Source organism: Bergeriella denitrificans NBRC 102155 (assembly GCF_001592185.1).
GTDB lineage: Bacteria > Pseudomonadota > Gammaproteobacteria > Burkholderiales > Neisseriaceae > Neisseria > Neisseria denitrificans.
The window spans coordinates 37,855-56,590 of sequence record NZ_BCWL01000003.1; the positions used below are offsets into that span (position 1 = coordinate 37,855).

Annotated in this window: 27 protein-coding genes and 2 pseudogenes; 3 read left to right on the forward strand and 26 right to left on the reverse strand. The window is 56.4% G+C overall.

The genetic code is table 11. The features are described from left to right. Positions 1 to 122: 122 nt before the first annotated feature. Genes BDE01S_RS00860 through terL form a run of 3 tightly spaced genes read right to left on the reverse strand, consistent with a single transcriptional unit; the run spans position 123 to position 4,601 of the window. Positions 123 to 1,415: a phage minor head protein gene (locus tag BDE01S_RS00860; RefSeq protein ID WP_066075967.1), complete on the reverse strand. Its 1,293-nt coding sequence runs from the start codon at positions 1,413 to 1,415 to the stop codon at positions 123 to 125. After that, positions 1,402 to 2,967 carry a phage portal protein family protein gene (locus tag BDE01S_RS00865; RefSeq protein WP_066076041.1) on the reverse strand — a complete coding sequence of 522 codons (1,566 nt, stop codon included), beginning with the start codon at positions 2,965 to 2,967 and terminating at the stop codon, positions 1,402 to 1,404. The genes BDE01S_RS00860 and BDE01S_RS00865 overlap by 14 nt, the downstream gene beginning before the upstream one ends. Then, a complete protein-coding gene (terL, locus tag BDE01S_RS00870) occupies positions 2,967 to 4,601 on the reverse strand; it encodes a phage terminase large subunit (protein ID WP_066075970.1) in 1,635 nt (544 codons plus the stop codon). Before terL ends, BDE01S_RS00865 begins: the two co-directional genes overlap by 1 nt. An 18-nt stretch (positions 4,602 to 4,619) precedes the next feature. Between terL and BDE01S_RS00875 the strand changes: the two genes are divergently transcribed. Then, the gene (locus tag BDE01S_RS00875) at positions 4,620 to 5,108 is read left to right on the forward strand and encodes a hypothetical protein (RefSeq protein WP_066075973.1); all 489 of its coding nucleotides are present in this window, start codon (positions 4,620 to 4,622) and stop codon (positions 5,106 to 5,108) included. A gap of 12 nt (positions 5,109 to 5,120) precedes the next feature. Beyond that, a complete protein-coding gene (locus tag BDE01S_RS00880) occupies positions 5,121 to 5,312 on the forward strand; it encodes a hypothetical protein (RefSeq protein ID WP_066075976.1) in 192 nt (63 codons plus the stop codon). On the opposite strand, the gene BDE01S_RS00885 is transcribed toward BDE01S_RS00880, so the two are convergent. The 23 genes and pseudogenes from BDE01S_RS00885 to BDE01S_RS00985 form a co-directional block, all read right to left on the reverse strand. Further along, a complete protein-coding gene (locus tag BDE01S_RS00885) occupies positions 5,309 to 5,815 on the reverse strand; it encodes a DUF1804 family protein (RefSeq protein ID WP_066075979.1) in 507 nt (168 codons plus the stop codon). The genes BDE01S_RS00880 and BDE01S_RS00885 overlap by 4 nt on opposite strands. A 2-nt stretch (positions 5,816 to 5,817) precedes the next feature. Then, a complete protein-coding gene (locus BDE01S_RS00890) occupies positions 5,818 to 6,042 on the reverse strand; it encodes a hypothetical protein (protein WP_066075982.1) in 225 nt (74 codons plus the stop codon). Beyond that, the gene (locus BDE01S_RS00895) at positions 6,039 to 6,323 is read right to left on the reverse strand and encodes a hypothetical protein (RefSeq protein ID WP_082790378.1); all 285 of its coding nucleotides are present in this window, start codon (positions 6,321 to 6,323) and stop codon (positions 6,039 to 6,041) included. Before BDE01S_RS00895 ends, BDE01S_RS00890 begins: the two co-directional genes overlap by 4 nt. A 1-nt stretch (position 6,324) precedes the next feature. Next, positions 6,325 to 6,657: a hypothetical protein gene (locus BDE01S_RS00900; RefSeq protein WP_066075985.1), complete on the reverse strand. Its 333-nt coding sequence runs from the start codon at positions 6,655 to 6,657 to the stop codon at positions 6,325 to 6,327. Then, positions 6,654 to 6,839, reverse strand: coding sequence for a hypothetical protein (locus BDE01S_RS11010; RefSeq protein WP_245934282.1), 186 nt, complete (start codon positions 6,837 to 6,839; stop codon positions 6,654 to 6,656). The genes BDE01S_RS00900 and BDE01S_RS11010 overlap by 4 nt, the downstream gene beginning before the upstream one ends. Before the next feature lies 1 nt (position 6,840). Next, positions 6,841 to 7,242 (reverse strand): hypothetical protein, encoded by a 402-nt coding sequence (locus BDE01S_RS00905; protein ID WP_147283865.1) that lies wholly within the window; start codon positions 7,240 to 7,242, stop codon positions 6,841 to 6,843. Beyond that, a complete protein-coding gene (locus BDE01S_RS00910; protein ID WP_066075991.1) occupies positions 7,229 to 7,483 on the reverse strand; it encodes a hypothetical protein in 255 nt (84 codons plus the stop codon). The genes BDE01S_RS00905 and BDE01S_RS00910 overlap by 14 nt, the downstream gene beginning before the upstream one ends. Continuing rightward, positions 7,480 to 7,638, reverse strand: a complete 159-nt coding sequence (locus BDE01S_RS11205) for a hypothetical protein (protein WP_156472588.1) — start codon at positions 7,636 to 7,638, stop codon at positions 7,480 to 7,482. The genes BDE01S_RS00910 and BDE01S_RS11205 overlap by 4 nt, the downstream gene beginning before the upstream one ends. A 154-nt stretch (positions 7,639 to 7,792) precedes the next feature. Beyond that, positions 7,793 to 8,278: pseudogene (locus BDE01S_RS00915) on the reverse strand (glycoside hydrolase family 108 protein); the annotation flags it as partial. A 157-nt stretch (positions 8,279 to 8,435) separates the two neighbouring features. Continuing rightward, entirely contained in the window at positions 8,436 to 8,864 is a 429-nt protein-coding gene (locus BDE01S_RS00920) for a Mor transcription activator family protein (protein ID WP_066075994.1), read from the reverse strand. After that, on the reverse strand, positions 8,830 to 9,285 hold the full coding sequence (locus BDE01S_RS00925) for a gp16 family protein (protein WP_066075997.1): 456 nt from the start codon (positions 9,283 to 9,285) through the stop codon (positions 8,830 to 8,832). The genes BDE01S_RS00920 and BDE01S_RS00925 overlap by 35 nt, the downstream gene beginning before the upstream one ends. A gap of 128 nt (positions 9,286 to 9,413) precedes the next feature. Next, positions 9,414 to 9,659, reverse strand: a complete 246-nt coding sequence (locus BDE01S_RS00930) for a hypothetical protein (RefSeq protein ID WP_066076000.1) — start codon at positions 9,657 to 9,659, stop codon at positions 9,414 to 9,416. Positions 9,660 to 9,662: 3 nt separating this feature from the next. After that, positions 9,663 to 10,262, reverse strand: coding sequence for an antA/AntB antirepressor family protein (locus tag BDE01S_RS00935; RefSeq protein ID WP_255265788.1), 600 nt, complete (start codon positions 10,260 to 10,262; stop codon positions 9,663 to 9,665). Positions 10,263 to 10,510: 248 nt separating this feature from the next. Beyond that, on the reverse strand, positions 10,511 to 11,236 hold the full coding sequence (locus tag BDE01S_RS00940; protein WP_066076006.1) for a hypothetical protein: 726 nt from the start codon (positions 11,234 to 11,236) through the stop codon (positions 10,511 to 10,513). Between the two features lie 186 nt (positions 11,237 to 11,422). Continuing rightward, the gene (locus tag BDE01S_RS00945) at positions 11,423 to 11,956 is read right to left on the reverse strand and encodes a host-nuclease inhibitor Gam family protein (RefSeq protein WP_066076009.1); all 534 of its coding nucleotides are present in this window, start codon (positions 11,954 to 11,956) and stop codon (positions 11,423 to 11,425) included. Beyond that, positions 11,949 to 12,350 (reverse strand): hypothetical protein, encoded by a 402-nt coding sequence (locus tag BDE01S_RS00950; protein ID WP_066076012.1) that lies wholly within the window; start codon positions 12,348 to 12,350, stop codon positions 11,949 to 11,951. The genes BDE01S_RS00945 and BDE01S_RS00950 overlap by 8 nt, the downstream gene beginning before the upstream one ends. Further along, positions 12,347 to 12,820 (reverse strand): HI_1489 N-terminal domain-containing protein, encoded by a 474-nt coding sequence (locus tag BDE01S_RS00955; RefSeq protein WP_066076046.1) that lies wholly within the window; start codon positions 12,818 to 12,820, stop codon positions 12,347 to 12,349. The genes BDE01S_RS00950 and BDE01S_RS00955 overlap by 4 nt, the downstream gene beginning before the upstream one ends. A 149-nt stretch (positions 12,821 to 12,969) precedes the next feature. Further along, positions 12,970 to 13,209 (reverse strand): hypothetical protein, encoded by a 240-nt coding sequence (locus BDE01S_RS00960; RefSeq protein ID WP_147283864.1) that lies wholly within the window; start codon positions 13,207 to 13,209, stop codon positions 12,970 to 12,972. After that, entirely contained in the window at positions 13,196 to 13,423 is a 228-nt protein-coding gene (locus tag BDE01S_RS00965) for a hypothetical protein (RefSeq protein ID WP_066076018.1), read from the reverse strand. The genes BDE01S_RS00960 and BDE01S_RS00965 overlap by 14 nt, the downstream gene beginning before the upstream one ends. 64 nt (positions 13,424 to 13,487) lie before the next feature. Beyond that, complete coding sequence (locus BDE01S_RS00970; RefSeq protein ID WP_066076021.1) at positions 13,488 to 14,393, reverse strand: AAA family ATPase; 906 nt, start codon at positions 14,391 to 14,393, stop codon at positions 13,488 to 13,490. Then, positions 14,394 to 16,325, reverse strand: a pseudogene (locus BDE01S_RS00975) (transposase); the annotation flags it as partial. 118 nt (positions 16,326 to 16,443) lie between these two features. Further along, a complete protein-coding gene (locus BDE01S_RS00980) occupies positions 16,444 to 16,926 on the reverse strand; it encodes a hypothetical protein (protein WP_066076028.1) in 483 nt (160 codons plus the stop codon). Positions 16,927 to 17,000: 74 nt separating this feature from the next. Further along, entirely contained in the window at positions 17,001 to 17,261 is a 261-nt protein-coding gene (locus BDE01S_RS00985; protein WP_066076049.1) for a helix-turn-helix domain-containing protein, read from the reverse strand. Between the two features lie 227 nt (positions 17,262 to 17,488). Here BDE01S_RS00985 and BDE01S_RS00990 point away from each other — a divergent pair, with 227 nt between their 5' ends. Next, a complete protein-coding gene (locus BDE01S_RS00990; RefSeq protein WP_066076031.1) occupies positions 17,489 to 18,193 on the forward strand; it encodes a S24 family peptidase in 705 nt (234 codons plus the stop codon). Positions 18,194 to 18,736: the final 543 nt, after the last annotated feature.

Genomic DNA, 18,736 nt, shown 5'->3' on the forward strand with positions numbered 1-18,736 from the left:
TCATCAGAAAAGCGGTGAACCTGCCTACCGCAGCCTTTTTGCAATTCCCTGTGAATTGGGGTTGGTGCCCAAAATCAAAATGAGCGTGTGCAAGCTAGCGGCAGACTTGCCTGATGACTGTTTTATTTATTCCGCTTCAAATAGCTGTTCAGCTCATCCTGCCCAATTACGCGGAAACTGTCTAAAAAAATCTCTTGCTGTCTCGGAAGATATTTCACAACAGCCATCAATTTCTTACCGTCCACTTGCGCTATCAGCAAATAACTTTGCTTGCCGTGATGTTTGCTCGGAAAAATATAGTCAGGCTGCGCAATGACATCCGGCAAGAATGTGTAATATTCCTCACCAAAATTTTGCCCCTCACGACTATCCACCTGTTTAACCAGCGTACTGTCCGACAGCCAAACCGTTCTTTTTGTCATGCCCGTCACTGCCTGTGCCTCGGGAGACAAAATACCCGCTGCAAATTTCAGCTCCCTAGATAGCGTGTTCTGTATCTTGACTTTCTGCGCCTTGTCGGGCTTGCCATCAATCCCCAATCGCGCTTTTACCTGATAAAACTCATCGTGCAGTTGCCTAAACGCCGCCCGAAACTCAGGCCCGCTCATTTCCGCCTTGGCAAACTGGTGCGCTAGGGCGCGGTCGTAATTGTCCAAATCCGGCCGGTAATTCATGCGGCCGGCGTTGTAGCCAAAGCCGCGATCGGGGGTAATCTTGCTGCCGTCCGGCGCCACATAGGCCGTTGTCGGATAGCTGTCGCCTTTTTTGTTGTAAATCTTCTGCGTTTCCGCCAGATTCTCGGGCGTGGAGCGGCCGACAATATAGCCGCCGCGCTCGATATCGCGCTCGCTCAAAGCGGTCACCGAGCAGCGGCAGCGGTAGCCGTTTGGCGGATAAAACGTTGCCCAAAACGGATCGTCGTAGCGGTACACCAGGCCGTCCATCGCCGCATGGGCGGGGCGGGTGCGGCTGTCCATCACCGCGTCGTACTGCCAATAAGGCCGGTTGTCGATATTGGCCATGTATGTTTGATATTGAGCGGCCATATAGGCGCTTTGCATATTGGTGCGGTAGATATTGTCCAGACGGCGCGGTGCGCCGAACACCTCGCCCGTCTTGGGGTCGATGATGTCCTGCCCGTTGTGGCCGTTTGGGTGCAGCCAGCCGCGCGCGGCCAAGTGGTTGAGCAGACCCTTTTTCCAATCGGCAAAAGACTGCCCCTTGTCGGCGGCGGCCAGCATCGACTGCTTGATGTCGTTGAGCATATCCAAATCGCTCATCCGGGCAATGGTGTACACCTTGGCGATTTCAGACGGCGTCAGGTGGCGGTAGCTCTTGGCGCTCACGCCTTTGAGCTTGAGCCACTCAATCGCCTTTTCCGGCTTGAGCCCCAAGGCAAAATTAATCTGCGGCATCGGCCTGTCCCAACAAATCGCTCAAATACAAGGCCTGCTGCAGGTATTGCTGCAGGCTGCGGTTGTCCAGCTGCGGATACAGCGCCGTGAGCGCGGCATCGGCATCGGCATAGCTGTCGCAGGCCATTACCGCCGCCACCGCCTGCCGCAAAACCGGATTTAACTGCGCATTAAAATCGGGCTGCTCCAAGGCCTCGTCCAGCACGCCGTCTAACAGCAGTTGGGTTTTGGAGGCGGGCTTGGCCGTCGGCAGCTTGGCCGAGAGCGCGGCCAGCGCGGCACGGTTGACCGGATTGTCAGGCAGCGCACGCGACAGCACCGCCTCGCCATCCTGTACATCGGGGATTGCCAGCTTGTCGCGCGCCCAGGTCTCCGGGATCTGCACGCCGACATCCACCAACTTGGGCAGTGCATCGGCAAACACCGCCAAATCGGCGGTTTCGCGCGTATCAAACTCAAACGTCGGGCAGCGGCGCGGGTCAAATGCGGCAAAATTAACTTGCAGATAAGGTTGGATGATTTGGCGGGTGATGGTTTGCGCCAGGCGGTTGGCATCGGATACCAGCAAATCGCGGCGCACCTCATTATGCACCCGACCCAAAGCATTGGTGCTGGCCTGTCCGTCGGCGCCGCTGGTCAGCGTTTGCCCCAAGATCAGCCGCGCGGCCGATTTTTCGCACCACTCGGCCATGGTCATAAACGGATTTGAGCCAGCCGTCGTGCCGGCGGCGGCCTGATGCAGCTCGATCTGCATGCCGTCGGGCATAATGCCGGCGGCGTTGTGGCCGATCTCGGCCACCGCACGCAGCAGGGTGCGCTTTTCTTTTTCTGTTGCGCCTGCGCCGTATTTGCCGATTCGGATCGGCATACCGTAGAGCTCCAAAAACTCGGCAAAGTCGTGCACCGCATAATGCTTAAACATATACAGCCACGCCAGCGAGCGGAACAAGCCGTTGCGCGCCGCCTGGCCGGAGCGGTTTTTGTGGCGGTGCACCACCCAGCCCATCGGCCACAGCGGCTCGCCCATCGGATGATCGGGCGTTTTGATAAGCAGATTGTCGTCTTTATCCCACTTAAACCAAGACTGCGGCTTGTGCTCAAAGCCCTCCGGGCAATACAGGCCGTCTGAAAACGCCCATCTGACCTCCAGCGCGGCAAAGCCGTGGCCGACGGCATCAAGCAGATCCATCAGCAGATCCTCAAAATTGCCGATGCCGCCGATCAGCTCGACGGCGGCGGCCGCCCACTGCTCCTCGGCCGCGCTCGGATTGCGCGGCGGCGTTACCCGCCAATCCAAGCCGAGCAGGGCCAGCTTACGCGTACCCAAGGCGGCGGCAATGGCGCTGTCGCGCTCCTCGATATCGGCAAACAGCTCGTGCTGGGCGGTGATATCGCCGTTTTCGGCATCATCAAACAACGCCCGCATCTTGGCCGGCGTGATTTGGTTGCTCGGATGGTCGGCGATCACCCGGCCGTTGGCGGTGATGCGCGCATCCATTGTCTGGCTGCCGCGCGGCAGCTTGATTTTGTCGCTTTTGTTTTTTTTGGCCATCATCTTGCCCACTTGCTCTTAATGTCGGAGTCGTCAAAGTCGTCATCAGCGGTGCTGATCCACTCGATCGGCGCGGCATTGCTGACCGCGCCCGCCCAAAGCATCTGCACCGCATCCGGGCCGTCGTCATGGTCGGCCTTCGGAAAATGCCTGAACTGCTGCTCCAGCGTCGATTGGCCGGCGTGCAGCAAAATCAGGCCGTTGGCCATATGCGGCTGCAGCGTCTCGATCCGCAACAACTTGTCGGCAATCGGCTTAACCGCACGCGCCGGCACCGGTATGCCGCGCGCCGCGCTGCGTTTGACCAGCTCGCTGTACAAAAACTCCTGAAACTGCACCGTCTCGACAAACCACAGCTTGCAGCGGTATTGCTGCTGCAGGCGGATCACATCCTCAATAATCAAATCCGGCAGGCGCTTTTTGATTTGCGCCTCAACAATATAGAGTTTGCCGGTGGTGCGCTGATAGCCGCCGACCACAATCGCACTCGGGTCGCGGCTAGCGCCGGCCTTGCCAAGCGACGGGTCGAGCGCGCCGAAATACACCAAATCGCCCGGCAGTTCGCTCCAAAACTGCAATGCTTTATTAAACGGCGCATCATCGCCGCTGACGGGGTCGTTTTGATACTCGCTGTCAAATGTGGCATGGCCGTCGCGGGCGCGGATCTGCATCAGCGCCAACACACCGCGCGCCGCCCAGCTGGTTTGCGCGCCGGCGTCCATCTCGGCTTTATGGGCTTGGTAAAACCCGTCGGCCATTGCCGCGCCGGCCTTGCCGTGATTGCGCAGCACCGCCTCCCATTCGTCCCACAAATCCATGCGGTCGGGCCATTGCAGCATGGCTTTAAATTTGATGCTGCGCCAAAACGGATTATTCAGCGTGCGGTTGAGTACGCTGTCGTAGTGCAAAATCGTGCCGATGTACACCACATCGTATTTTTGCCCCACGCCGCCAAGCGGCAGCACGGTTTTGGTCAGCCAGCCGTTGACCTTATCCCGCTGATCCGGGTTGCGCACCTGCTCGTCGTTCTCGATGTCGTCAAGGATGGTCAGGTCGGGGCGGTAGGGGCCGTGGCGTAGGCCGCGCAGTTTTTTGCCCGAGCCTGCCACCTGCACCTTTATATCGTTGGCGGTCACAATCGTGCCCGCCTGCCACACGCGGCCTTGACCGCAGGCATCGGCAAAATCGGTTTTTAAACGCGGGTTAAATTCAAGCTCCGCCTTAATGGCTTCCAGCATCGGATAGGCTTGGTCGATGCTGTCCATCACAATCACGATATAGTGTTTTTGCCCCGTCACAATGCACCACAGACTAAACAGCTGCGTTACCAGCGTGGACTTGGCCTCGCCGCGCGGCGCGGCAATCGCGTCATGCTGGCCGTCAGGCTGGCGCAGGATCTCGGGCAGGCGCGCAAACAGATAGGTATGCAATTGCGATTTGTGCTGGCTGCGCACATAATGCGGAAAGTAGGTGTTGACAAAATATTCGTAACCATCTACCGGATCAAACACCTTTGCCCGCCGAGCCGCCACCGCCGCCGGCGACGGGTCGAAGCCCTCGACTTCGGACTCGATCACTTGGCGCAGATTGGCGGCCAAACTGGCAAGCGACTTTAAAAATTCTTTTGTTTTCATCTTGACTCAGGAGCACCAATGGAAATCAATAGAAAAATGCAAAACAGCATCCTGCAGCATTTAACGCACCACTATCCGGCGGAACCATCTAATGATTTTTACAATGAGTTAATCCAAACATACGGTAAATCCGAAGCGGTCGGGAATATCTTGTATCTTGAAATGCATGATCTTTTAAGTTGCAACAAGGCGCTTTACATAGGCACCGATATCCCCGACATACTTTGGCAAACAGCCCAACCAACACAAAAGGCTTTTGACTTTTTGGCTGATGACGGCGGACTCTCCGCCATTCTCGGCGTCGTCACCGTCAAACTGCACAGCGACACCATCCAAGACTTATTGACAGCCAAAATCGAACAAGCCGATAACATTACCCCTACAGAAAAAAGCCGTCTTAAGAGCCTGGTAGGCAAAATGGGAGATGCCGCGTTGGCCAAATTCACGGAAAAAGCCATTGACGCTGTAACATCTCCGCAAATCATCAGCCTGCTACAAAATTTATAAGGAAAAGACAATATGAATATTGACTACTCGCTGCATAAAATTCTTGAGAGCGGAAAGCATACGCCGTCTGAAATACAGGGTTTATTGCAAGAGCAAGGCTTTAAAATTTCGCTGGAAAAGTTAACCAGCCATTTAAATAAAATGGTTGGACTTGGGATTGCCAGCAAACATCCTGATGATACGTTTACCGCACAACCCCACTAACCAAACCGCTTCTCCACCTCCGCCCCAAACGGCTCCAGCACTTCCACAAACGCGGCCAGATGTTTGGGGTGTTTTTCTTGCACAAACGCCATCAGCATTTCAATCAGCTCCAACGCCGTTGCCAGCTTCGATGTTTCCGGCATCACGCGCGCATTGGCGGCCACGGTTTTGGTAAACGCATCGGCCAAGCTCGCCAGCATTTTGGCGCGTTCGGACGGCGTTAAATCTTCCACCGACGTATCCTGCAACATCGTCATGGTGCTGTTGTACTGCACCATAAAACCGGCCAACATCGCGCGGCTCAGGTCTTCAATACCACCACCGGCCAGCGTGTAGGCAGCGCGCAGTTTGTCCCAATCGTCGCCTTTTTCTTTGGCCGTGCGTTTCCACGCGCGCGCGGTGGCCTGCGGCACTTGGCACACAATCGCCGCCGTCTCCAGCGTCTGCTGGCCGCTGATATAGAGCTGGCGCAATCGCTCGCGGGTCTCTTTCGGGTGCGCCATGGTTACAGCCCCAGTTTAGCCTTGATCAAGGCCACGCCGGCGGCCACCAGGCCGCCCGATACCGCACCGGCCACACCGCCGGCCGCCGCGCCGGTGGCCGCCGAAATACGGCGGGTTTCGGTGCGGATTTTCTGTAGCCCTTCTTCCATAATCTGTTGATTTTCCAAACACATATCCTGCTTGGCTTCGATGCGGGCCAGCGCCGCCAAAATCGGATCTTGGTTCATGCTTTGTCTGCCTTTCTGTCCAGCTTGTCGGCCAGCTTGTCCACTTTGTTTTCCAGCCGCCCCAACGCATCCATCACTTGGCGCGCATCGGCGCGCGCATCGGCCTTGGTGGCGTAGTCGATTTTGACCTGATGCACCATGCCGCGCAGTTCGTCGCGCTCGTCGCGTGCCTCTTTCAGGCCGTCTGAAATCGACTTAACCCAATACCACAGCAAAGCGATCAGAAACGACACCACCAGCCCAAACACATACTCCACCGTGATCGGGGTCACTCCGCCCATCTCACTCCTCCTCAAACACCACGCGGCAACTGTAGCCGTCCGGCCGGCAGCTGCACACCTCAACCGCATCGCCGGTGCGGTACACCTCATAGCGCGCGGCCAGCGTCTGCCACACCGCGCGGATTTGGTGCTCAAATTGCACCTTGCCGCGCGACATCACAAAGGTAACGGCAAAACGGTTGTCCATGCGCACGGTGTAGGGCCAGCAGGTGCTCTCGAGCAGCTGCGACACCAGCAGCACAAACCCCTCCTGCTCGCGGGCGCGGCTCAAGCCCAGCTCCAAATCGGCGTGCTTGGCCGCAATCACGCGCTGCACCAAATCGCGGTACCTCATTTGATGCCTCCCGCCCATGTGCGCCAGGCGGCGTTTTGCTGCTCAAGCGCCCCCACATAACGGCCAAACTCGGCCGCGTGCTCCAACAGCGCCTGCGGCGTGCCGCTTGCCGGCGGTGCGGGGCGCAACGGCGGCACCAGCAGCGCAGCGGGCAGCGGCGGCATCGCCGGAGTCTCAATCACTTTAATCGGAGTAGCCGAGGGATTTGCGGTAGAGCCGCAGGCTGTTGTCGCCAAGGCCGCCATAAGGCACAGCGCCGGCATTGTCTTGTTTGATCGCATTGGGGATTTCCTTTTTGTTTGCGGCCTCGGCTGCATCCAATTGCTGCAGCGCCGCCGCCAAATCCACGCTTTGCTTTTGGGCAAAGTCATACCATTTCTGCTTTTCGGCCGCCGCATCGGCGAGCTTGGCCGCGTAATCCTGCTCCACTGCCAAAGCGGCCGCGTGCATAACGGCCATTTGCTTTTCGGCTTCGGCCGCCGCCAGACGTTGGCCGTCATGGCGCCCGCCGAAATACACCGCCAACACCGCAGCCGCCACCAGCAGCACCCGCGCCAGCGGCTTAATCCAGTTAAGCGGCATCATCGCGCTCCTTGCCTTGCGCGATCTGCGCCACCTGCGGCACGGCGGCAATGCCGCGCTTGATCAGCGCATAGCCGCCCACCATCGCGCCATAAGCCCACCACAGCCATTCGGGCGCATCGCTCGTGCCGGCAAACTTAATCGTCATCGCCAACGCCGCCACATTGGCCCACAGCTTGGTGTGCGAAATTTGGCCGGTGGCGGGGTTGGACACCAGCCCCGAGAGCCATTTAATCAGTTTCATTTTTTTGCCTTTCGCTTTTTAGCCGCACGTTTGGCGGCCGCCACCCCTGATTTGCGGCTGACGGCCGGAAAGCCCGCAGCGCATAACTTGTCTGCCACCTGCCAGCGCACCGACAAATCGCGCAACGCCACCGTCAGCGCGGCAGCGGCAATCACTTTAGGCAATCCCATTGGCCGCACCTCCCGTCAAACCGTGCAACCGCGCCACATAAGAGCGTGCGCCGGCCACTTGCTGGGCGCCAAACTGCTTATTGCTCTGCACAAAGCGCTCAATGCTCTCGGCCACATCCAGCGCGCGCGGATGCCCCGTATCCACCGCCGCATAGCACAAATTGTGCGCCACGCGACGCAGCCAGCCGCGCCCGAAGGTGGGGTAGGTGGAGAGCTTGGTATAAAACACCAGCCGCTCGGCCAAAAAGCGGTACACCACATCCGCCGCATCGGCCTTGGCCAAAGCCGCCAGCGTCACCGGGCCGACACGGCCGTCATCGGCCACATCCAGCGCGCGCTGCAAAAAGCGGGCGGCATTGCCCCAGCCGTGGTTGACCGCCGCATCAAACACCTGATAGGCCACCGCCGGCGGCATCTTGTCCAAGCCGTAGCGCAGCCAAAACGCCCGACGATAAATCGCCACCGCCTGCACACGCGTCATCTCGCGCATCGCGCCCGTGTAGCCGTTGGCCTGCGCCGTGCGGCGCGTGATGCCCCAATTGGTCTCGCCGCCCGGGTCGCGCGGGTGGTTGACATAGCCACCCTCGTGCGCCAAAACGCGGTCGATAAATTGCTCAAAACTCATATTTGCCCCGTGTCACGTCAATCCAGATACACCTTAAACAGGCTTTAATTGTATTTTTTCCGCGCCGCAGCAAGGCAGTGGACGGGTTTCAGCCCCTGCAGGCCGTCTGAAACAGGCGCAAAAAAACCGCCCGGATCGGGCGGCAAGTCTGGAGGCGTCAGAATAATGTGCGCTGCTGCGTCACAGGCTCGGTTTTGCTGCGCAAAATCGTATAAGCCGTGCGGTCGGATATCTTATAGCGAGGGCAAAGCCGGCTGATCGCCATCACGCCGCTCAAACCCTGTTTTTCGGTTAAATCCAGATACTCGGCCTTAAACTGCTCATTGCGCAAAGCGCGCAACGCCTTGTCGCAGCGCGGCAGATACAGCTCCTCGCCGCCGTACACCCGCAGCAGATCATAAGTTTTGGCCTCGCCGATCACCGAAAACAGCAGGCGCAAACGCGGCGTATCCCGCACCCCGCGCCCAAACTTAAACCGGCAGCCGCCGATTGCGGCCACCAAATCGGCGGTGGCCTCCAGGCCGATCACCGCCACAATATCCGCCACCGACTCAGGCAGCAGATGTTCCGCGCGTCCGATCTCCATCGCCGTCTCCTCCCTTGTTTTTACGCTTGCGGTTGGCCGCAATCTGCAAAGCCGCCGCCACCTTATGCAGGCGCTCGTTATCCAAATACTCGACCCGCTCCACCCCGAACATCCGCTTGGCCGTGCCGTTGGCATAAGCCCAAGTCCAGCCGTTATCCAGCAACAGCGCCTCGATCTTACCCATCAGCGGCTTGGCCGCCACACGGCGCAGCGGCCGACGGCCTGCCGATTGCGAGGCAAACCCCAGCCGCCCCAGCTCGCGCAACACCCGCTCCAACTCACCCTCGCTCAACAGCGCACAACTGCTTTTACCGGTCACGCGCAGCAGCATGGCGCGGTAGTCCTGCTCGGCCATGGCCAGCTCTTTCTGGCCGATCTTGATTTTGGCGATCATTTTTTTGCGGGTGTCCGACGGTTTCATTTTGCTGTTTATTTAATTTATATCAATAGCCTAAATGATATTTCGGCTTAAAAAACTGTCAAACACTTTACAAAAGATAACAAAAAGGCCGTCTGAAAATTCAGACGGCCTTCGGACATCAGAGAGAACTAAGCGGCCTTTGCCGATCCGCCTGTCTGCCCGGGCCGGCAATGGGCTTCGCAGGCAGCGGTATACATGGCGCCGTACAAATGTTCGAGATGCTGGCAGGCAGTTTCGGTAAGTGCTGCCAAACCGCCCTGAATAAGGTCCAAATCAGCGCCGGTACCGGCCAGATAATTCAGCGTAAAGTAGGCAATATCCAGATGTTTCAGATCGTCGTCGCTGAAAGTCAGGGTATAGGTTTGCTGTGCCATGATTCAGCCCTCCAAAGACAACGATTGTTGGGCATAACGGCCGATTTGCGGATTGGCCTGATACTGCACAAAGCCCAAATCATTCAGCTTTTTCAGGCGGTAGGACACCGCGCCGGGGTTTAAGTCCAACAGTTTGCCGATTTCGGTCAGGTTCAGACCCATATTGCGGTAGCGCAGCAGACTGAGCATTTCAGGCGCGGCTTGGAAATAGGCGTCTTCGAGCGCGTCAATCCGCCACAGCACGGCATCGGGAATGGCTTTGGCCTGTTTTTCCATTTCGATAAAGTAACGGCGAGCTTGGCGGCCTTTGTCGTTGCGTTCGACCATGCAGAGCTCTTTTGCCATGTCGAGGGAGATCAGATAGTCAATGCGGTTATGCCCGCCGAAAAATCCCCTAAGTCTTTGATTTTCTCCGCTGCTCAAATTTGAGCAGCAAGAAAAATCTACATTTTCGACAAATCCATAATCAGCAATCCGACGTTTAATCCAGTCTTTAAACTGGGTTTCTACACCTAAAAAATCATGCAATTCGCGTGCATCAACAAGCGCTTGAGTTTGACCGTCAAGTTGACCGGAAACAGTAGGGATTAATTGGGAGTTCATTACAGTATCCTTTTTGATAGGAAATTTGAGAATTGCCCGAAAAGGGCGGCCGGGTGCTCAAAACCGTACTGTAAGCGGCGGAGTTATTCCCTGCAGGGCAGGTATTGTATTCCTCGCACGCCCGGCCATAGGCTGGGATACAGAAGGCCTTAATCAGGCCATCTGTAATTGATAGGCGTAAAAAATGCGCACTATCGGGGCGTTATATCCGTACAGTAATCAAGGTGTTTTGAGCACCTTTTTTTACTTTACGGCAAAATCCCGAGATTGGCAAGCGCTTCGGTATCCTGCTGTTTGCACAGCAGCCGGAACTCCTGCAAAGGCTGCCGGTAAACCGTCTCTGCGCTAAGCGCCTGCTCGAAAAGCTCTTCCATCTTCGTATCCGCTTTGTTTTTGGCGGCTTGGGTTTTATAGCTTTCCTTTTTGTCCTGCAAAGCGGCAATCTGAACTAAGAAACCATGGGTATGCAATATCTTAAACACATAGTCATCCACAACAGGATAGCCTAGACTTTCAGAGTACTGTTGGATCACATTGATGCGCGACTCTATCGTTTTGGCATTTTTGCTTTCCAAAATGATTTTTACCGACTCCCAAATCACTTGTTGTGTCCGGGTATCCGGATCCATCCGGTAATTGCCGGAAAAAATATTCAAAAGACCCAACACTTCATGATAAAGCGCTTGCCTCACTTCCAGATAGCCGCTCAGTGTTTCGCATTTCTGCGCGCACTCAGCAGCCGTGCGCTCTTTCTGCTCTTGCTTTGACTGCCTGATTGCATTGGCTTTGGCATGCAAATCAGCCTGCCATGCGGCAATCTCCGCTTGCTTGCGCTGCTGCTCTGCTTGCTTGCACTGCTCTGTTTGCGGTTTCGCTTTTCGATGTTTCCGATACGCGCTTAGCCACTCGAAGCATTTCACCAACAACATCAGCAGCACACCTAAAAGCATAAACAGCCCTTGAATCGCTTTCATGACCTTCTCCAATTCACGCAAATGTCATTCAAGGCATTCATTATAGGGCAAAACGCCAAACTGAAGCGGGCTGCGTACAATCCGCTTGGATTTGGGGTTTCAGGCGGTGTAGGTCGGGCATTGATGCCCGACAGAATTGCGGTGTGTTGCGTCGGGCATCAATGCCCGACCTACGACTATTGGATGTCAGACACCTGCCAATTCCTGCTCCGTCGGCTCGATCACAAAATCCTCCACCCCCGACACAATCTTAATCCCCGGCACTTGGCCGTCGGCAAAGCGCTCTTTTTGATTGAGGATCGCGTCTTTATCGATCTCGTGCTTGGTGCGCACAAACTGGGCGTAGGCGGTCTTGTCTTTCAGCCAGGCCAGCACGGCGGCCACGCCGGTAACCTTAACGCTCGGCGGGCGGATACGCCATTTAACCAGCCCCGTCACAAAATCCACCGTTTTGGTCTTGCCTTGTTCGGTCAGCTCGTCTTTATGCGCCTCGCAATAGGCAGCCACGCTCTCCGATAAGGCCAGGATTTCTTGGCAGTACGGCGCGGCCAGCGCGGCATACTCTTCTTCGATGGCGGCTTTTTTATCGCCTGCCTCGGTTTCCAGGCGTTTGACTTCGCGCTGCAAGTCGCCAATTCGGCGGATATGCGCGGTCACTTCGGCGCGGTCTTGGGCAGCGGCAATCGCCGGCTGTTTAATGCGGGTTTTGGTTTTAGCCATTTTGATTTTCCTTTTGGTCGGGTTGATGGATTCTTTTCGCCGCCAGCACTTGGCGGCATTGTCGGATGACTTCGGCAGCGGCTTCGCGCTGCGCTGCTGTGGGGTGGTAGTGATGCGCCAACTGCACCGGCGGCGGGCGCGGAGGCAGCCGCTCCAGCAAATCGGCGGGCGCCGGCCACCAAGTCATTTCGGCGGCCATCTGCCTAAAGGCCGTCTGAAAACGCCCCTGATCGGCCGCCTCATCCCACGCTCGGCCATGGCTCAAGGCCATTTCCCAGGCAGTGGCCGTCGCCGCCACCGTATCGGCCGCCGGCGCGCCGCTTAAGCGCAGCGCCAGCATCAACTGCAGGCCGTCCAGCAGCTCGTTGTAAAGCGGGGCAGGCAGTTTGCTCATCGTCTCAACTCCTCAAGTTTGGCGGCGGAGCGCAGCGTCTGGCTGGGCTTGGCCGCCTTGTCCTGCAATCGGTTTGCCGGTTCCGGCAAAGCCTTTTCCGGCCGCCATTGGCTGATAATCTCGTAGAGATAGCCGTGCGATTTAAGCGGCAGTTTCAGACGGCCTGTATCACGCGCCTCAAGCGCCGCTCGAAAACCATGCTGCCAAGCCTCGGGCGGTGCGGAGCAGACCACGCCGTCACGGCAGATCTCGCCGGCGCGGATCGCCGGCACAATCTCGGCCAGCAGCTTGGCGGCGCGGGCAAACGAGAGCTGGCTTTTGGCCGGACGAAACAGCCCCAGATAGCGCAGCGCCAGCGCGCCCAAATCGCTTAAATCGGCCAGCAGCCGCAGCAGCTCGGCAGATTCGGCATTGGCCAGCAGGCTGTCTAAACTGTTGATTGCACCGCAGTTAGGGCATTTGGTGTTCATCTCGCGCTCCAATCATCCGCCCATCCCCCATCGTGATGGCGCCTTTTCCAAACCGTTGCTGTATCGCTCTTACCGCCGCCCGCCGTCGCTGCAGGCGGTTCATCCAATGTGTGGCATTGCGCCGCTGCCAGCAGGCCGTCTGCCTGCGCCTAATCGTTTGCATGGCTCCTCCAGTATTGGTTTTTCAGGATTTCCGGCATCGGCGGCCAGTCGTCTTTAGCCAGCGCATAGCTGGGCTGCCTGACCTTATCCATCTCTTTTTTCGCCCGGGTTCGGCACTCGCCGCACACATCGCGCACTTGGCCGTCCACCAAAAAGCTCCCCAGCCCGCGCAACTCGCCGCATTGCACACAGCACTTCGCGCTGCCTAAAAGATTACTCAGGCTCATACACCACCCCGCGCATACGCTCATCGTCGCTCATCGCGCCGTATGCCTTGCGCCAAGCGGCATCGGCTTGAGCCGCATCGTCTGCCGCCGGCCGCATCGACACGGCCACCGCCGCCACCGGCTGCGGCTCGCAGGCCGTCTGAAACAGCGCTACCGCCAACACCGCCAACAGCGCGCCCGCCCAATGCCAGGCTTTCTCAATCAGCATTTCCATTTTGCAATTCCTTATATTTCAATAGCTTATAATTTTCAAAAGGCAAAAAAATATAAGCCGGCCATCAGCGGATCAACACCGTGCTGTATTTTTTGACAATCCCCGCCTGTATCGGCATCTGCAATTTATCCGCGCTGCGCACCACGCCGAGCATCAGCTTATTGAGCCGGCGCGTATTGCCGCCGCTCTCCTTAACCAGCGCCGCCACCGTCTCATCATCGGCCGACGGCAGGGCGGCGCGGGCGATTTTGTCCAACTCGGCATCCGGCAAAGTGTCGCCCAGCGCCACCGCAATGCTCACCCGGCTATAAAGCTGCACCAGCTCGCCGCGCTTGCCGCGCAGATTGACAATCAGGCGCGGCATACCGCTTAACACCAGCCCGATATCGGTCTCATCATGCAGACGGCGCAGCAGTTCAAGAGCGCGCAGGGGCAGGTTTTCCGCTTCGTCCACCACCAGCAGCCGTTTGGAGTCGCGCAGGCGCTCGGCCACCGCCTCAAACACCTCGTTGAGCGTGCCCGATGTCGGCACGCGCACCGCCGCCGCAATCTTGCGCATCAACACCTGCGCGGTGTAGCTCGGATTGGTCTCAATCAGGATCGCGGTCGGATTTTCGCGGCAGTATTCGCGCACCGCCATGGTTTTGCCCAAGCCCGCCTGGCCGTAGATCACCGCCACCTCGCAATCATGATGCACATCATTCATCACTTCATGGATGCGGCGCGCCGTCTTGGTCGGCACAAACACCTGATGCAGCTGCGCCCGCGCGCTGTTGGCCGCCACCCGTTCCAGATAATCGCGGATCTTGGCTTCGATCGTATTGAGATTGCCGCCGTATTTTTGGTATTTCTTGCCGAGATACATATTGATCGCCGCCGGCGCCACGGTAACCGCGCGCGCCAACTGGCTTTGGCTCAAGCCGCTCTTTTGATAATGCTCGACAAATTGCTCATGCAGTTTTTGGTCCATTTATTCTTCCTCCAAATCGGTTTTAAACAACACAATATCGTCATCTCTTGCCACCAATGGCCGGCTCATCAACACATCGCTGCCCGATGCCTGCCGCCATTGCGCCCCAAACAATTCATCCAGCGCCGCCGCCTGCTCCAGTGCGGGATTAAGCTCCGCTTTGGCCAAAGCAATCGCCTGTTCCGAGCGCTTGATCCGGCCTTGTGCGCGCTGTTCGGCCAACTGATCCCGCCGCGAGAGCGGAAAGGCCGAGCGCTTATTGCCGTTGAGTTTGGCCTTGGTCAAAAACTTGCCGTCCAAGTCATACACCACCACGGTTTGTGCATCGTCCAAGTCATAAGCCACGCGCACCTCGTCTTTGTGGTATTGCGCCAGATCCTCGCTAAAATATTGATTGGTAAACAAATCAATCCAGCCGCGCTGCACCTTGCGGATCTCCTGCGGCATAAACAGCATATCCAGCTCCTGTTGGCTCAGGTAATCCGGTGTGATTCCGCCGTCTGCGAGCCGCTTGTCGCGGTATTCCGCCGGCGTGTAGCGGCTGCCGTCGGCTTTTTTCGGCAATTCCGAGTGCGGCCGCGCGTTGTAGGCATCGATACAGGCCGCAACATCGGCGATAAACCGGCTCCAGCTGGGCAGCTTTTGCAGATAGCGCTGCTGCTCATCGGTCAGCGCCTTGCCCTTATCCAGCGCGTTAAAAGCGCTCTCCATCTTGCGGTAAATCAGCGACTGCGTGCTGCTGTCCATGCCCGCGCCGACAAAGGTCTCATATTGCCGCGCCAGCGCAATCAGATTGTCCTGCCACCAGCGCTCGATAATGCCGCGCCCTTGCGGATTGCCGGGCAAGCCCGTCTCATGGTGGATACCCAAACGGGCGGTGAGGCCGGTGATCTCATGGTCAATCGTCTTGCCGGTCTGGCCGGCGCCGTTATCCGAGTAATACATCAGCGGCACACCAAAATGCTTGATGCCGATCCGCAGCCCGTCGGCCACCGCCACGCAGCTTTCCGCGAGCGACACCGAAAACCCCATCACCATCCTGCTGCAGCCGTCAATCAACACAGTAACCTCGGGCTTAAACGGCCGCCCGTGCAGCGGATGCGCCACCTTGGCCTTAAAGCTGTGGCCGTCGCCGATCCACACATCATTGGGATTAAGCGCATCCCAATCGCGCTTAACATAGGGCAAAATCGCCTTATACGCCGCGCCCGTCTTGCGGCCGCGCTCCTGCATAATCATCGGCAGCTTGCCCCACACCCGGGTTACTTGCCGCAGCGTGGGCAGCTGCTCCGGCCGCTGCTCGCGCTGCCAGGCCGCCGCAAACACCCGATACGATTCCGACAAAGACGGTGCGCTCGGGATACAGTGCACCTTGGCAAAGTGCGGCAGCCAGCCGTAGGCCATAATCGGCGTTTCCTGCTTGGTGGTCTTCGGTGCCAGCAGCGCCAGACGCTCGGCGGGGGTCTGCCCGTGTTTATAATCCTGCACCCAGCCCATCAGCGAGCGGGCAGATAATTTAGCCTTGCCGCCGCTGCGGGCATTGGCCAGCGGCACCGCCGCCACCAACACCGCATCCGCCGTGCCCGTTTCGATGCGTTCAATCAAGAGCGCAATCGCAGGCTTAAGCGCCAAACCGGCCACACGGTGGATATGCAGCACCGCCGATGCCAACGCCATCCGCGCATGGGCGCAGTCTTTCTGCTTCTGGGTGTATCCTTTCATCAGGTCGTCCAGCGGGATCATCAGCTGCGCTTCACGCCGCAGCGCCACCCCGAGCTTTTTGGGCTTGGCCGCCGGCGGATTCCCAACCACCGCCACCGGCAACTGATCCGCCCGGCTCAAAATTTCCGCCGCCTGTTTTTCGCGGATGGCGGTTTGGATTTCAGGCGGCAATCCGGTAAGCGGATACATCCGTTTTTTTCCGCCCCGGCCAATACCATCTTGCCACTCAACCGGCCAACCTTGCTTTTTTGCGCGGTGCTCAACCGCTTGCCGGGTGGCGGGCAGACAAGCCAGATTCATGCTTGCCAAATCGGCGGCCGAGAGCAGGTTATTCGTCGTCCTCATCTTGGCCTCCAAAACAGAGTTCAGGGGTTTGAGCCAACTTTAAGTTTTCGCGCTGATAGGCCAAAACTGCCAATAAATTACTTAATGCTTCGATAGTTTCGTCCACGCCGCTGCCGTCTTCATACCATTTCGCCAGTTTTGCCAGCGCATCAGCTGCCTGAGTATTCACTGCAGCCATATTTCTCGCACTGCCTTTTCGGCCGCGCGGAATATTAATCACAACACGGTTTCCCCCCATGATGCACAGGTATTCGCTCACATAATGGCAGCCTGCAAGCGCCTCAAATTGCGCTATCCGGTTGAGTGGGATGCTGTTTTCAAGCAGCCACCGGTAATAAGTTTTAAGTTCAACGCCCATCAGATCCGCCATCACTTTTGATGGCATTCGGTTTGCTTTTGCGTATTGCTTGGTTAAAGCGATTGCGTGATCTAATGATGTTGCTTTAATATCTGCCGCTTTTCTCATTGTCGATTTCTCACAAAAAAGAAACTTTTGGGGTGCATAATTCTCTTTTTGGCACTAAACTGACTGCATAAACGTTACGCGCACTCAGCATTTGCTGCATGGAGCTGAGGCTTAAAGTTACGTTTTGCGTATCGCTGAGGCCAGATTTCCTCAGGCTGCATTCCCAAAGCGTCTGCAATGATCCGTTCGCATTTGGGATAGGGTACGGCCAGCGCCGTTTTTAATGTATTGGGGCTCAACCCATTGGCAACGGATAACGAGCGTACTGTCCATCCCATTTTTTTGAGCGCAGCGACCACATCCGCCCGATGCCAGTCTGCTGTATTTTTTTTCATTTGCACTACCTCCATTTACTTAGTTCGTTTGCTACATCTACTTGCTTAACGTGTGTGCATAATACTAAGTAAATAATTCAGTAGCAAGCTTTTGCTATGTAAAAAATACTTCAATTTGCAATTTATTCACTAAGTATATGATGTAAATAAGCATTTACTACATAGCAAAAGAATGGTTTATTTGCTTAGTTATTTGCTTTCTCGCATTTGCTAGGCGGGAGCCCTTTATGGATGATTTTTTGACACGACTAAAATCCCTCTGGCCTGAGGATGTTAGGCCCACCACTATTGCAAAAGAGATAGATATGTCTTTTCCGGGTTTTAAGCGGGTGTGGGATGAGGGAGCGATTCCTAAAGCTGAGAGTTTGGTTAAGATTCATGAGCGCACAGGCGTTGATTTAACTTGGCTCTTGACCGGCAAAGGCGCTCCATTTGCAGATTCACCAGCAATCGAGCCGGCAGAAGATAAGCAATATATAGTAGAGGACACATTGGGCAATTCGGTAGATGTTTCCGAGTTCGTCTTTGTTCCCCGCTACAACATTAAGGCTTCAGCCGGCAACGGTCATTACAACCAAGACCACAAATCCACGCTGCGCATGGCTTTCCGCCGTTATTGGGTCGACAACTACCTGCGCGCCAATCCTAAGGATCTGTCTGTGATTGCCGTCAAGGGCGACAGCATGACCGGCGTGCTGGAGGACGGCGATACGATTCTGGTCAATCACGCCAAAAACCGCCCCGGCAACGGCTTATACGTTGTCCGCATCAACGATGAGCTGGTGGTTAAGCGCATCCAATCGATGCCTGGCGGCAAATTGCTGTTCACATCGGCAAATGAGGCATACGCCCCGTTTGAGATTGACTTAAGAGATGAGTCCAACGACGTGCAAGTCGTCGGTAAAGTTGAGTGGTTCGGCCGCCAGATTTAAGCCATCTTTAAATCCGGTTTAAATTCCGTCCAAAAAATCCAATCCGGCATCAATCCGGTTCAAAAAATCGCTCACTTTTGTGCCATTCCGCGCAAAAGCTGATGTCCGACAAAAATCCAAAAAAAATCGCCCAAAATCCCGTTATTCAAGGATTTCAGACGATTTACTCATCAATCTACCCGGTGCAAAAACTAACAGCACCCCACAAAAGCCGTCTGAAAATCACTGATTTTTCAGACGGCTTTACATATCTTTCGTGCTATAGTTGGAGAAATAAAAAATCCACTATAGTTTTCAGTAACGTATTTTCTTAGGTAGACAGAATCCGTGAGGATTCGTCATTCCCGCGCAGGCGGGAGTCCAGAAGCAGAGCGTTTCAGAAGCCTATCCAAAATTGCAGCAGCACGACGTCCTGGATTCCCGCCTGCGCGGGAATGACGAAAATCTGGCGATTTTCTGTCTGTGAAGTTCATATATTGTTGAAAACAATAAAATATCTCAATATAGTCAAAGAGTAATTTCTGCTACGGCGTTGGCTCGCCC

What these genes read in the sequence shown, in the direction of transcription:
- BDE01S_RS00860 (WP_066075967.1), bottom strand. Translation starts at nt 1,415, where the DNA reads ATGCCGCAGATTAATTTTGCCTTGGGGCTCAAGCCGGAAAAGGCGATT.
- BDE01S_RS00865 (WP_066076041.1), bottom strand. Translation starts at nt 2,967, where the DNA reads ATGGCCAAAAAAAACAAAAGCGACAAAATCAAGCTGCCGCGCGGCAGC.
- terL (WP_066075970.1), bottom strand. Translation starts at nt 4,601, where the DNA reads ATGAAAACAAAAGAATTTTTAAAGTCGCTTGCCAGTTTGGCCGCCAAT.
- BDE01S_RS00875 (WP_066075973.1), top strand. Translation starts at nt 4,620, where the DNA reads ATGGAAATCAATAGAAAAATGCAAAACAGCATCCTGCAGCATTTAACG.
- BDE01S_RS00880 (WP_066075976.1), top strand. Translation starts at nt 5,121, where the DNA reads ATGAATATTGACTACTCGCTGCATAAAATTCTTGAGAGCGGAAAGCAT.
- BDE01S_RS00885 (WP_066075979.1), bottom strand. Translation starts at nt 5,815, where the DNA reads ATGGCGCACCCGAAAGAGACCCGCGAGCGATTGCGCCAGCTCTATATC.
- BDE01S_RS00890 (WP_066075982.1), bottom strand. Translation starts at nt 6,042, where the DNA reads ATGAACCAAGATCCGATTTTGGCGGCGCTGGCCCGCATCGAAGCCAAG.
- BDE01S_RS00895 (WP_082790378.1), bottom strand. Translation starts at nt 6,323, where the DNA reads ATGGGCGGAGTGACCCCGATCACGGTGGAGTATGTGTTTGGGCTGGTG.
- BDE01S_RS00900 (WP_066075985.1), bottom strand. Translation starts at nt 6,657, where the DNA reads ATGAGGTACCGCGATTTGGTGCAGCGCGTGATTGCGGCCAAGCACGCC.
- BDE01S_RS00905 (WP_147283865.1), bottom strand. Translation starts at nt 7,242, where the DNA reads ATGATGCCGCTTAACTGGATTAAGCCGCTGGCGCGGGTGCTGCTGGTG.
- BDE01S_RS00910 (WP_066075991.1), bottom strand. Translation starts at nt 7,483, where the DNA reads ATGAAACTGATTAAATGGCTCTCGGGGCTGGTGTCCAACCCCGCCACC.
- BDE01S_RS00920 (WP_066075994.1), bottom strand. Translation starts at nt 8,864, where the DNA reads ATGGAGATCGGACGCGCGGAACATCTGCTGCCTGAGTCGGTGGCGGAT.
- BDE01S_RS00925 (WP_066075997.1), bottom strand. Translation starts at nt 9,285, where the DNA reads ATGAAACCGTCGGACACCCGCAAAAAAATGATCGCCAAAATCAAGATC.
- BDE01S_RS00930 (WP_066076000.1), bottom strand. Translation starts at nt 9,659, where the DNA reads ATGGCACAGCAAACCTATACCCTGACTTTCAGCGACGACGATCTGAAA.
- BDE01S_RS00935 (WP_255265788.1), bottom strand. Translation starts at nt 10,262, where the DNA reads ATGAACTCCCAATTAATCCCTACTGTTTCCGGTCAACTTGACGGTCAA.
- BDE01S_RS00940 (WP_066076006.1), bottom strand. Translation starts at nt 11,236, where the DNA reads ATGAAAGCGATTCAAGGGCTGTTTATGCTTTTAGGTGTGCTGCTGATG.
- BDE01S_RS00945 (WP_066076009.1), bottom strand. Translation starts at nt 11,956, where the DNA reads ATGGCTAAAACCAAAACCCGCATTAAACAGCCGGCGATTGCCGCTGCC.
- BDE01S_RS00950 (WP_066076012.1), bottom strand. Translation starts at nt 12,350, where the DNA reads ATGAGCAAACTGCCTGCCCCGCTTTACAACGAGCTGCTGGACGGCCTG.
- BDE01S_RS00955 (WP_066076046.1), bottom strand. Translation starts at nt 12,820, where the DNA reads ATGAACACCAAATGCCCTAACTGCGGTGCAATCAACAGTTTAGACAGC.
- BDE01S_RS00960 (WP_147283864.1), bottom strand. Translation starts at nt 13,209, where the DNA reads ATGAGCCTGAGTAATCTTTTAGGCAGCGCGAAGTGCTGTGTGCAATGC.
- BDE01S_RS00965 (WP_066076018.1), bottom strand. Translation starts at nt 13,423, where the DNA reads ATGGAAATGCTGATTGAGAAAGCCTGGCATTGGGCGGGCGCGCTGTTG.
- BDE01S_RS00970 (WP_066076021.1), bottom strand. Translation starts at nt 14,393, where the DNA reads ATGGACCAAAAACTGCATGAGCAATTTGTCGAGCATTATCAAAAGAGC.
- BDE01S_RS00980 (WP_066076028.1), bottom strand. Translation starts at nt 16,926, where the DNA reads ATGAGAAAAGCGGCAGATATTAAAGCAACATCATTAGATCACGCAATC.
- BDE01S_RS00985 (WP_066076049.1), bottom strand. Translation starts at nt 17,261, where the DNA reads ATGAAAAAAAATACAGCAGACTGGCATCGGGCGGATGTGGTCGCTGCG.
- BDE01S_RS00990 (WP_066076031.1), top strand. Translation starts at nt 17,489, where the DNA reads ATGGATGATTTTTTGACACGACTAAAATCCCTCTGGCCTGAGGATGTT.